The organism is Kitasatospora herbaricolor (genome assembly GCF_030813695.1).
Classification (GTDB): domain Bacteria; phylum Actinomycetota; class Actinomycetes; order Streptomycetales; family Streptomycetaceae; genus Kitasatospora; species Kitasatospora herbaricolor.
Window position 1 is genome coordinate 5847891 of sequence record NZ_JAUSVA010000002.1, and the last position, 11812, is coordinate 5859702.

10 protein-coding genes and 1 tRNA gene are annotated in these 11812 nt (G+C 73.5%); 9 read left to right on the forward strand and 2 right to left on the reverse strand.

The annotated features are described in order from the left end of the window. The first annotated feature begins 12 nt into the window (after window positions 1-12). The 3 genes from J2S46_RS25890 to J2S46_RS25900 all read left to right on the forward strand — a co-directional run bounded on the left by J2S46_RS25890 (window position 13) and on the right by J2S46_RS25900 (window position 2531). Entirely contained in the window at window positions 13-930 is a 918-nt protein-coding gene (locus J2S46_RS25890) for a carbohydrate kinase family protein (RefSeq protein ID WP_191289490.1), read from the forward strand. Window positions 931-1086: 156 nt separating this feature from the next. Beyond that, a complete protein-coding gene (locus J2S46_RS25895; protein ID WP_191289491.1) occupies window positions 1087-2046 on the forward strand; it encodes a trypsin-like serine peptidase in 960 nt (319 codons plus the stop codon). Window positions 2047-2120: 74 nt separating this feature from the next. Continuing rightward, a complete protein-coding gene (locus J2S46_RS25900) occupies window positions 2121-2531 on the forward strand; it encodes a PPOX class F420-dependent oxidoreductase (protein WP_191289492.1) in 411 nt (136 codons plus the stop codon). 56 nt (window positions 2532-2587) lie between these two features. Here the strand turns inward: J2S46_RS25900 and J2S46_RS25905 are convergent, their stop codons facing one another. Further along, window positions 2588-3400 carry a hypothetical protein gene (locus J2S46_RS25905; protein WP_229912609.1) on the reverse strand — a complete coding sequence of 271 codons (813 nt, stop codon included), beginning with the start codon at window positions 3398-3400 and terminating at the stop codon, window positions 2588-2590. Window positions 3401-3664: 264 nt separating this feature from the next. Beyond that, a tRNA-Arg gene (locus J2S46_RS25910) sits at window positions 3665-3736 on the reverse strand. Window positions 3737-3899: 163 nt separating this feature from the next. Between J2S46_RS25910 and J2S46_RS25915 the strand changes: the two genes are divergently transcribed. From J2S46_RS25915 to thrB, 6 genes are all read left to right on the forward strand, one after another. Then, on the forward strand, window positions 3900-4442 hold the full coding sequence (locus J2S46_RS25915) for a response regulator (RefSeq protein WP_191289493.1): 543 nt from the start codon (window positions 3900-3902) through the stop codon (window positions 4440-4442). Between the two features lie 141 nt (window positions 4443-4583). Beyond that, the gene (argS, locus tag J2S46_RS25920) at window positions 4584-6245 is read left to right on the forward strand and encodes an arginine--tRNA ligase (protein ID WP_191289494.1); all 1662 of its coding nucleotides are present in this window, start codon (window positions 4584-4586) and stop codon (window positions 6243-6245) included. 242 nt (window positions 6246-6487) lie between these two features. After that, window positions 6488-7879 (forward strand): diaminopimelate decarboxylase, encoded by a 1392-nt coding sequence (gene lysA, locus J2S46_RS25925; protein ID WP_191289495.1) that lies wholly within the window; start codon window positions 6488-6490, stop codon window positions 7877-7879. A 132-nt stretch (window positions 7880-8011) separates the two neighbouring features. Continuing rightward, entirely contained in the window at window positions 8012-9304 is a 1293-nt protein-coding gene (locus tag J2S46_RS25930; protein WP_191289496.1) for a homoserine dehydrogenase, read from the forward strand. Between the two features lie 8 nt (window positions 9305-9312). Further along, window positions 9313-10401 carry a threonine synthase gene (thrC, locus tag J2S46_RS25935; RefSeq protein ID WP_073926132.1) on the forward strand — a complete coding sequence of 363 codons (1089 nt, stop codon included), beginning with the start codon at window positions 9313-9315 and terminating at the stop codon, window positions 10399-10401. Window positions 10402-10825: 424 nt separating this feature from the next. Next, the gene (gene thrB, locus J2S46_RS25940; protein ID WP_191289497.1) at window positions 10826-11743 is read left to right on the forward strand and encodes a homoserine kinase; all 918 of its coding nucleotides are present in this window, start codon (window positions 10826-10828) and stop codon (window positions 11741-11743) included. The last annotated feature ends 69 nt before the right edge of the window (window positions 11744-11812 follow it).

Genomic DNA, 11812 nt, shown 5'->3' on the forward strand with positions numbered 1-11812 from the left:
GGGGCCACCACCGTGCCTGAGTTCGACCTGCTCGTCGTCGGCGGAACCGGCGTGGACACCATCGTCAGGGTCGACCGGCTGGAGGTCCCGGACGGCGATTCGGTGTACGCCCCGCCGATCCGCGACTACGTCGCCCACACCGGCAACGGCGTGGCCCTCGGTGCCCACCAGCTCGGGCTGCGCACCGCCTTCGTCGACTTCCTGGGCGACGACCCGCAGGCCGAGCTGATCCTGGCCGAGTACGCCCGCCGCGGCCTGCCGTTCAGCCACCTCCACACCCCGTACGGGACGCCGCGCGCGGTCAACCTGGTGGACGCCGCGGGCCGGCGCTTCTCCTTCTACGACGGCCGCCACCCCGCCGACCTGCGCCTGCCGAGCGACTTCTACCTGCCGCACCTCCAGCAGGCCCGGCACGTGCACCTCTCCATCACCGGCCCCAACCGCGACATGTACGAGGACATCCGCCGGCTGGGCCTCACCAGCTCCACCGACCTGCACGACTGGGACGGCCACAACCCCCACCACCACCACTACGCGGTCAACTCCGACCTGGTCTTCCTGTCCGTCGCGGGCTGCCGGGGACGCCACGAGGAGGTCATGCGGCGGATCCTCGCCGAGGGCCGGGCGCTGCTGGTCGTCGCCACCGACGGCGCCGACGGCTGCCACCTGCTGACGCGGGACGAGCCCGCCGCGGTCCGGCACTTCCCCGCGCTCCCGCCGGCCGCGCCGGTGGTCGACACCAACGGCGCCGGGGACGCCTTCGTGACCGGTTTCCTGCACGCCTGGTTCGCCGGCCGGCCCGCCGAGGAGGCGGTGGTGAGCGGTGCCATCGCCGGCGCGTACGCCTGCACGAGCGCCGGGACCCACACCGACTTCATCACCGCGCCGGACCTCGCGGAGAGCCTCGCCGGCGCCCTGAAGGGCCGCTGACCGGCGGCTCTCCCGTGGGCGGCGGCCCGGGGCGGGAATTCTCATCGGACTCCCAGCGCAGCATCACGGCCCTCCCAGCTCGGCCCTGCACAGTCGGACGGTAAGCGAACCGACGCAGGGCCGGGGGCAGGACCGGGGGCAGGAGTGGGGCACCGGATGGGACAGCACCGGGCCGGGCAGCACGCCCGCCGAACGCCGCGGCGGCGCATCCTGCGACCGGCCCTGGCCACCGCCTGCGCCGCGCTGGCCGTCGCCGCCGTCCTGGCCGGCACCCACGCCCTGACCTCGCGCGCCACCGCCGACGCCCCGGCCGCCGCGCCGGTCGACACCGCGCTCACCGCCTCCGCCGAGCCCTCCACGGCGGCCGCGCCCGCCACCCCGGACCCGCCCGCTCCCCGGGCCACCGCTCCGGCCGGCACTCCCACCACGGAGGCCGCCCCGCTCCCCACGCCGACCGCGACCGTCAAGCGGGGCACCACCTCCGAGGCGCCGGCCGACGCCGAATCCGCGAAGGTCGGCGCCCTGTTCAACGGCCCCGTCGCGGCCGGCCGGCACTTCTGCACCGCCAGCGTCGTCCACAGCGCCACCAGGAACCTGCTGCTCACCGCCGCCCACTGCCTCAGCAGTTCCGGCGACGTGACCTTCGCCCCCGGCTACCGCGACGGCTCGGCGCCTTACGGGAGCTGGAAGGTGACCGCCGTCCACACCACCACCGGCTGGGACCAGCGCCGCGACGAGGACGAGGACTTCGCGATCCTGGAGGTCGCCGCCGACCAGGGCCGGCAGATCGAGGACGTGGTCGGCGCCCACCCGCTCGGCACCGGCGAGAGCTTCACCGCCCAGGTCCGCCTCTTCGGCTACCCCAACGCCGGCGAGAGCCCGCTCACCTGCGTCAACGCCACCAGCAAGGAGGACGCCTACCAGCGCGCCATCGACTGCCCCGCCTACACCGGCGGGACCAGCGGCGGCCCCTGGATCAGCACCGCCACCGGCGCCGTCATCGGGCTGATCGGCGGCTACCAGGAGGGCGGCGACACCCCGGACACCTCGTACAGCGCCCTCTTCGACCACACCATCACGGCCCTCTACGCCACGGCGGTCGCGGCAGCGGGCTGACCCTGCCCGGGCGGCCCGGCCCGCTGCGCCGAACCGGCCGACGGGCCGGTGTGTCGTGATCTAGGGTCGTGGTCATGACATCCCTGTTCAACGACGCCGTCCGCAAGCTCCTCGACGCACCGCACTCGGCCGTGCTCGCCACCCTCAACCCGGACGGCGCCTCGCAGACCTCGGTCGTCCGGGTCGGACGGGAGGGGGACGAGGTGGTCGTCTCCACGGCCGCCGGGCGCCGCAAGGAGAAGAACGTCCGCCGCGACCCGCGGGTCAGCCTCACCGTCCACGACCGGGAGAACCCGGACCTCTACGCCGAGGTGCGCGGGACGGCGACCGTCACCGAGGACGCCGGGCGCCGGCTCGCCGTGACCCTGGCCGAGCAGTACGAGGGCCCGGGCGCCGGCCAGGAGTACCTCGACCTGCCGGCGGAGCAGGTCCGGCTGGTCATCCGGATCACGCCGACCCGCGTCCTCGGCAGTGCCACGGCCTGAGGCCCGATCGGTGCGGGGGCGGCCGCGCCCCGGCACCTACGGCAGCCGGCGCGCCGTCAGACGCACTTCGTCCCGCGGTCGACCAGCACCACCGCGCCGACCTTCCCGGCGGCCACGGTGAACTCGTACACCCAGCCCGGCGGCCCGCCGGCCGGCATCCGGTAGCGGCCCCCGCCGGTGAGTTCCAGGCCGCGCGCCGCGTAGGCCTGCTCGAGCTCCTCGACGGTCGAGCCGGCGCCGATCCCCTCGGCCGTCCGGGCGTCCGCCGGGGCGACCAGCTCGTGCAGTCCGCCCTTGCCGAAGGAGGCGCCGCCGGCGGCCGCGAAGGCCTTGTCCCGTGCCTCGCGCGCCGCCGCCACGTCCACCACGGCCCGGGTCGCCTCGGCCATCGCCCTGGCGGCCTCCGCCTGGCGGGCGGCGTCGTCGGCGGACTCGCGGGCCGAGGCGCCGGGCCCCGCCCGGCCGCTGTCCGCCTTCGCGGCGGCGGCGTCGGCCTTGGCGTCCAGGTCCTTGAGCTTGGCCTCGGCCGCGGTCTCGGCGGCCATCCTGACCGGGTCGGGCGCGGGGCCGCCCCGATAGGAGAAGTCGACGCAGCCGTCCAGCGTGGACACCGGGGCGGCCGCCAGCTCGCCGCCGGCCAGCGCCGCCTCCTTGGCGGTGCCCGGGGCCAGCCCGCGGTACCCGGCGGCGCCGAACACCTCCGGCGCCTTGCCGGCCTTCGACTGCCCGGCGGTGCCGGCCGCGGCGGGGCCCGCGGCCGCGCCGCTGGAACAACCCACCGCGCCCGCCCCGACCAGTGCCACCGCGAGACCCAGGCCGACCGCCCGCCGGGCCCCGCCCCCGGACATCCGTCCCCGTGCTGCCTTCATCGCTGCTTCCCCCCACTGCATGCGGACGGGCCGGCACCCGCCGGCCCGCTTCAAGATCATTATCCATGCGGCCGGCGCCACCGGGCCGGCCGGGGCGGCGGGCGGGCCGTACGAACAGGCGCGCCGACCGGGCCACTTCAGGGCGGCGACGGCCCCGCCGGGCAGTCGCGGCCCGAGCCGCCCGTACTGCCCCCGGACATGACGAAGGCCCAGCTTCGCGGCAACTCACCGCTTGGCTGGGCCTCTTCAGCACTTCTCGCGAAGTGCCCCCGGTAGGATTCGAACCTACGCACCCGCCTCCGGAGGGCGGTGCTCTATCCCCTGAGCTACGGGGGCCTGCTCTTCGTCGCGACCTTGCTGCGACGTGGAGAACATTACCAGGCCGTCGGCTCTGTCCGTGCACGGGTTTTGACGGACGCGTCGGAGTGGCTCCCGGCGGGGGTGACGGAAGTGCGGAAAGCCCGGACGGGGCGGTGGGCGCGCGGCTACCCTCGGTGAGGTGTCTGGAGTGTCCGGGCGGGTCCTCGTGGTGGACGACAGCGAGGTGATCCGCCAGCTGATCAGAGTCAACCTGGAGCTTGAGGGCTTCGAGGTGGTGACTGCCGCCGACGGCGCCGAGTGCCTGGAGGTGGTCCGCCGGGTGGACCCGGACGTGGTGACTCTCGACGTGATGATGCCGCGGCTGGACGGGCTGAAGACGGCGGCGCGGCTCCGCGCGGCGCCGCGCACCAGTCATCTGCCGATCGCCATAGTGAGCGCGTGCACCCCGGCGGATCTGGACCGGGGCGAGTCGGTGGGGGTGGACGGCTATCTGGGCAAGCCCTTCGACCCGGCGGACCTGGTGGCCCTGGTGCACCGCCTGATGGCGCTGCGCGCGGGCGGCGGTCGGGCGTCCGGCTTCGCCTACGGCTTCGGTGCCGGGCCGGCCGCCCCGGTGGCCGGTGCGCCGGGTGGCGGCGCGCCCAGGATCGGCGGCCCGGCGGCCGGCGGCCCGGCCGGGGAACCCGGGGAATTCCGCTCTCAGCGAACGGATCGGGGTTGACGGTCGCCGCCGTCGGCGCCGCGAACCGCAACGGCCTGCCGGTCGGGTGCCGGTGGGGCGGGTGAGGCCCGGGCGGGCCCGGCGTCTCAACGGGTAAACCGGGTGGCGGGCGGGCACCCTCTCTCGCCTACGCTTGGCGTCGTGACACCCGCAGAGCTTTCCCAGGCAGTCCAGGCCGCAGTGCGCACCGCCGTCGAGGCGGGCGAGCTGACCGTCACCGTGCCCGAGCACGTGACCGTCGAGCGGCCCAAGAACAGGGACCACGGCGACTACGCCACCAACGTGGCCCTCCAGCTCGCGAAGCCGGCCGGCAAGCCGCCGCGAGCCGTCGCCGAACTGGTCGCCGCACGCCTGCGAGAGCTGCCCGGGGTCGCCAAGGTCGACATCGCCGGACCGGGCTTCCTGAACATCACCTTCGACGCCGCCACCCAGGGCGAGCTGGCCCGCACCATCGTCGAGGCGGGCGCGGGCTACGGCCGCAACGAGGCGCTCAAGGGCCTGAGGATCAACCTGGAGTTCGTGTCGGCCAACCCGACCGGCCCGATCCACATCGGCGGCGTCCGCTGGGCGGCCGTCGGCGACTCGCTCGCCCGGGTGCTCAAGGCGACCGGCGCCGACGTCACCACCGAGTACTACCTCAACGACGCCGGCGTGCAGATCTCCAAGTTCGCCGCCTCCCTGCAGGCCGCCGCCAACGGCCGGCCCGCGCCCGAGGACGGCTACGTCGGCGAGTACATCGTCGACATCGCCAAGGCGCTGGTGGAGGGCATCCCCGGGGTGCTCGACCTGCCGGTCGACGAGCAACTGGAGACCTTCCGGGTCGAGGGCCTCAAGCTGATGGTCGCCGAGATCCAGCGGTCGATGGCCGAGTTCGGCACGCACTTCGACACCTGGTTCTCGGAGAAGTCGCTGCACGACTCCGGCGCGGTGGAGAAGGCGATCGAGCGGCTGCGCGCCCAGGGCCACGTCTTCGACCAGGACGGCGCGATCTGGCTGCGCACCACCGACTTCGGCGACGACAAGGACCGCGTCCTGATCAAGGCCGACGGCGAGACCACCTACTTCGCGGCCGACGCGGCGTACTACCTGAGCAAGCGGGACCGCGGCAGCGAGGTCTCGGTCTACATGCTGGGCGCGGACCACCACGGCTACGTCAACCGCCTCAAGGCCATCGCGGCCTGCGCGGGCGACGACATGGACCGCAACATCGAGGTCAAGATCGGCCAGTTCGTCAAGATGCTGCGTGACGGTGAGGAGGTCCGCATGTCCAAGCGGGCCGGCAACATCATCACCATCGACGACGTGGTCGACTGGATCGGCGTGGACGCGGCCCGCTACACCCTGGCGCGCTCCTCCACCGACTCGACGATCACGCTCGACATCAACGTGCTGACCAGCCAGTCGAACGAGAACCCGGTCTACTACGTCCAGTACGCGCACACCCGGATGTGCGGCGTGGCCCGCAAGGCCAAGGAGCTGGGCGTCGACAAGGGCGCGGCCGAGGACTTCAAACCCGAGCTGCTCGCCACCCAGTGGGAGAGCGACATGCTCGGCGCGCTCGGCGAGTTCCCGCGGATCCTGGCCAAGGCCGGCCAGACCCGCGAGCCGCACCACGTGGCGCGCTACCTGGAGGACGTGGCGGGGGTCTACCACCGCCTGTACGACAACTGCATGTTCCTGCCCAAGGGCGACGAGGAGATGACGGACACCCACCGTGCCCGGCTCTGGCTGGTGGAGGCCGCGCGGACGGTCGTCGCCAACGGCCTCACGCTGCTCGGCGTCACAGCCCCCGAGCGGATGTAACCGCCCCCACGCGCGGACGGGGCGGTGACGGTCCATCCGGGCCGTCGCCGCCCCTTTCCGTAGATCCGCCCGCGCCGGGACCAGCGCCCAGACCAGCGCCGGTACCAGCGCCAAGACCAGCTTCAAGTTTCAAGCCCGGCTTCAAGCTTCAAGACCAGCTCCGAGACCAGCTCCGAGACCAGCTCCGAGACCAGCTTCGAGATCCGCCCGCGCTCCAGCCGAGAACGTCAGAGGAAGAGGACATGAGCCGCTCCGCCCACCCCGCAGGCCCGCGCCACGGCGACGTGCTGCCCGAGGGCCACTACCAGGCCCCGCCGAGCGACCTGAACGCCCTCGACCCCAAGGTGTGGTCCCGGACGGTCGCGCGCGGCGCGGACGGCGTGGTGACCGTCGGCGGCCTGGACGTGCGGACGCTGGCCGCCGACCACGGCACCCCGGCTTACCTGCTGGACGAGGACGACTTCCGCGCCCGGGCCCGGGCCTGGCGGGACGCCTTCGGCGCGGGCGCCGACGTGTACTACGCCGGCAAGGCCTTCCTCTCCAAGGCCGTCGTGCGCTGGCTGCACGAGGAGGGGCTCAACCTCGACGTCTGCAGCCAGGGCGAGCTGGCGGTCGCGCTGGCCGCCGGGATGCCGGCCGAGCGGATCGCGCTGCACGGCAACAACAAGTCCTCGGACGAGCTGGAGCACGCGGTCAAGGTCGGCGTCGGCCACATCGTGGTGGACTCCTACCAGGAGATCGACCGGCTGGCCGCCATCGCCGCCGGCCAGGGCGTCCGCCAGCCGGTGCTGATCCGGATCACCGTGGGCGTCGAGGCGCACACCCACGAGTTCATCGCGACCGCGCACGAGGACCAGAAGTTCGGCCTCTCGCTGTCCGGCGGCGCGGCCGCCGAGGCGGTCCGCCAGGTGCTCGCCCGGCCGAGCCTGGAGCTGCGCGGCATCCACTCGCACATCGGCTCGCAGATCTTCGACATGGCGGGCTTCGAGGTCGCCGCCCGCCGGGTGGTCGGGCTGCTCTCCGAGGTCCGCGACGAGCACGGGGTGGAGCTGCCGGAGATCGACCTCGGCGGCGGCCTCGGCATCGCCTACACCAGCGAGGACGACCCGCGTGAGCCGGCCGAGATCGCGGCCGCGCTGGCCGAGATCGTCCGTCGCGAGTGCGCCGCCGCCGACCTGCGGGCGCCGCGGCTGAGCGTCGAGCCGGGCCGGGCGATCGTCGGCCCGACCGCCTTCACGCTGTACGAGGTGGGCACCGTCAAGCCGCTGGAGGGCCTGCGGACGTACGTCAGCGTGGACGGCGGCATGTCGGACAACATCCGCACCGCGCTGTACGACGCCGAGTACTCGGTCGCCCTGGTGTCGCGGGCCAGCGACGCCGAGCCCATGCTGGTCCGGGTGGTGGGCAAGCACTGCGAGTCCGGCGACATCGTGGTCCGGGACGCGTTCCTGCCCGCCGACCTGGCACCGGGCGACCTGATCGCGGTGCCGGCCACCGGCGCGTACTGCCGCTCGATGGCCAGCAACTACAACCACGCCCTCAAGCCCCCCGTGGTCGCCGTCCGGGACGGCGCCGCCCGGGTGATCGTCCGTCGCGAGACGGAGGAGGATCTCCTGCGTCTCGATATCGGATGACGAAATTCTTGTCTCAGATCATGGAACGACCGTAGATCCCTGCGGAAAGTCCCGGAGACTGGTACGGACCGAAGGTTCGGCGACCGTCCGAAATGGGCGCCGGAATACACGAAGAATGCAGAGCGGAGTCGGATGATGCGTACGCGCCCGCTGAAGGTGGCGTTGCTGGGCTGTGGTGTGGTGGGCTCCGAGGTGGCGCGCATCATGACGACGGACGCCGCCGACCTCGCCGCGCGTATCGGCGCGCCGGTCGAGCTCGCCGGCATCGCCGTGCGCCGGGCCGGCCGGGCCAGGCCGGGGGTGCCCGAGCACCTGCTCACCACCGACGCCGAGGCCCTGGTGGGCCGCGGCGACATCGACGTGGTGATCGAGGTCGTGGGCGGCATCGAGCCGTCCAAACACCTCATCCTGAAGGCGTTCGAGCAGGGCGCCTCGGTGGTCAGCGCCAACAAGGCGCTGCTCGCCCGGGACGGCGCCGAGCTGCACCGCGCGGCCGCCGACGCCGGTGTCGACCTGTACTACGAGGCCGCGGTGGCCGGGGCGATCCCGCTGATCCGCCCGCTGCGCGAGTCCCTCGCGGGGGACCGCGTCAACCGGGTGCTCGGCATCGTCAACGGCACCACCAACTTCATCCTCGACAAGATGGACTCCACCGGCGCCGGCTACTCGGAGGCGCTGGAGGAGGCCACCGCGCTCGGCTACGCCGAGGCCGACCCGACGGCCGACGTCGAGGGCTTCGACGCCGCCGCCAAGGCCGCCATCCTGGCCGGCATCGCCTTCCACACCAAGGTCACCGCGGCCGACGTCTACCGCGAGGGCCTCACCGAGGTCACCGCCGCGGACATCGCCTCCGCCAAGGAGATGGGCTGCGTGGTCAAGCTGCTCGCGATCTGCGAGCGCTCGGCCGACGGCGAGTCGGTCACCGCCCGGGTGCACCCGGCGATGATCCCGCTGTCGCACCCGCTGGCCTCCGTCCGCGAGGCCTACAACGCGGTGTTCGTGGAGGCCGAGGCGGCCGGCCGACTGATGTTCTACGGCCCGGGTGCCGGCGGCGCGCCGACCGCCTCGGCGGTGCTCGGCGACCTGGTGGCGGTCTGCCGCAACAAGGTCGCGGGCTCCACCGGCCCCGGCGACTCGGTGTACACCCGCCTGCCGGCCAAGCCGATGGACGAGGTCGTCACCCGCTACCACGTCAGCCTGGACGTGGACGACCGTGCGGGGGTGCTCGCCCAGGTGGCGTCCACCTTCGCCGAGCACGGCGTCTCCATCGACACCGTGCGCCAGCAGGGACGCGACGGCGACGCCTCGCTCGTCGTGGTCACCCACCGCGCCACCGACGCCGCGCTCTCGGCGACGGTCGACAAGCTCCGCGCGCTCGACAGCGTGCGGGGCGTGGCCAGCATCATGCGGGTTGAAGGGGAGTAGGAAGCACCATGAACGCAGTGATCGACAGAGCTGCGCACACCCACCAGTGGCGCGGCCTCATCGAGGAGTACCGCGACCGGCTGCCGGTGAGCGACTCCACTCCGGTGGTCACCCTGCTGGAGGGCGGCACGCCGCTCGTCCCCGCGCAGGTGCTCTCCGAGCGCACGGGCTGTGAGGTGTACCTCAAGGTCGAGGGCGCCAACCCGACCGGGTCCTTCAAGGACCGCGGCATGACGATGGCGATCTCCAAGGCCAAGGAGGACGGCGCGCAGGCCGTCATCTGCGCCTCCACCGGCAACACCTCGGCCTCCGCCGCCGCGTACGCGGTGCGGGCCGGCATGGTGTCGGCGGTGCTGGTGCCGCAGGGCAAGATCGCGCTCGGCAAGATGGGCCAGGCGCTGGTGCACGGCGCGAAGATCCTTCAGGTGGACGGGAACTTCGACGACTGCCTCACCCTTGCGCGTGAACTGTCCGAGAAGTACCCGGTGGCGCTGGTCAACTCGGTGAACCCGGTACGGATCGAGGGCCAGAAGACCGCCGCCTTCGAGATCGTGGACATGCTGGGCGACGCCCCGGACATCCACGTCCTCCCGGTCGGCAACGCGGGCAACATCACCGCGTACTGGAAGGGCTACCGCGAGTACGCCGCCGACGGTCTGTCCTCCCGGCTGCCGCGCATGTGGGGCTTCCAGGCCTCCGGTTCGGCCCCGATCGTGGACGGTCACCCGGTGCTCAAGCCGCAGACCATCGCGACCGCGATCCGGATCGGCAACCCGGCCTCCTGGGACTACGCGATCGCCGCGCGGGACGACTCGGGCGGCCTCATCGACAAGGTGACGGACCGTCAGATCCTGTCCGCCTACCGGCTCCTGGCCTCGCAGGAGGGCGTCTTCGTGGAGCCCGCCTCGGCGGCCAGCGTGGCCGGCCTGCTGGCGAAGGCGGAGGCCGGACTGGTCGACCCGGGCCAGCGGATCGTCTGCACCGTCACCGGCAACGGCCTGAAGGACCCGGACTGGGCGGTGGCGGGCGCGCCGCAGCCCCCGGTCGTCCCGATCGAGGCGGAGGCCGCCGCCCGCCGGCTCGGCCTGCTGGACTGACCGACCTCACCCGGTGGGCCGACTCTTTCGGGGGTTGGCCCACCGGCGTTCCGGGGTGACACTTTTGTGTCAATTTCCGGCCCCAATTCCCCGTCATTCCGGCATGCATTCCGGCCAGAACCGGCAACACACCGGATCGGTGGGCCGTGGGGTGTACCGCTGTGGAACTTCTCTTCGATACTCTGGGTCCGGCCGTGTGGCACATGCCCCGGGCCCGGCCCGCCCCCAGGGCCGCGGCATCGACTGTGACCGCCCGCCCCCGCCGGGGCCCTGCGTGCAGAGCCCGCGTCGTCCCACCCGCCGCCCGCGTCCGCCCGGGCTGCCTGCCGCCCCCACCGTCACCTTGCACCGACGCTCTCCCGGGCCCCGTCCAGGAGCGCCCCCGTCGCGCGACAGCGCCTAGTTCTTCAGGAGGGTCCAGCCGATGGCCGGTCCTGCGTTCCGTGCCGCCGCCGTCCGGGTCCGGGTGCCCGCCACCAGCGCCAACCTGGGCCCCGGCTTCGACGCCTTCGGACTCGCCCTGGGCCTCTACGACGACGTGGTCGTCCGGGTCGCCGACTCCGGTCTCTCGGTGGACATCGCCGGCGAGGGCGCCGACACCCTCGCCCGGGACGAGCGCCACCTGGTCGTCCGCTCGATGCGCGCCGCCTTCGAGCGCCTCGGCGGCCAGCCCCGCGGCCTCGAAGTGGTCTGCGCCAACCGGATACCGCACGGCCGTGGCCTCGGCTCCTCCTCCGCCGCGATCTGCGCGGGCATCGTCGCGGCCCGTGCCGTCACCATCGGCGGCCCGTCCGCCCTGGACGACGAGGCGCTGCTGGCCCTCGCCTCCGAGCTGGAGGGCCACCCCGACAACGTCGCCGCCTGTCTGCGCGGCGGGTTCACCATCGCCTGGACGGACGAGGACAGCGCCAAGGCCGTGAAGCTGGAGCCCGCCGCCCAGGTGGTGCCGGTGGTCTTCGTCCCGTCCACCGAGGTGCTCACCGAGACGGCCCGCGGCCTGCTGCCGAAGACCGTGCCGCTCGCCGACGCGGCGGCCAACGCGGGCCGCGCCGCGCTCCTCGTCGAGGCTCTGACCAGGCAGCCCGGCCTGCTGCTGGCCGCCACCGAGGACCGCCTGCACCAGGACTACCGGGCCTCGGCGATGCCGGACAGCGCGGGCCTGGTGGGCGCGCTGCGGGCGGAGGGCGTCCCGGCCGTGATCTCCGGCGCCGGTCCGACCGTGCTCGCGTTCACCGACGCCGAGGGCGCCGACAAGCTGATCGGCTTCGCCGGCCCGGGCTTCGCCGCGCACCGGCTCGAACTCGACCGCACGGGTGCCTCGGTGCTCCCGCTCGACGTCTGAGCCGGCCGCCGCGACGGGTGGGCCGGTCCAGCCGTCGAGCGGGAGCGGCCGGGCGGTACGGACACGATT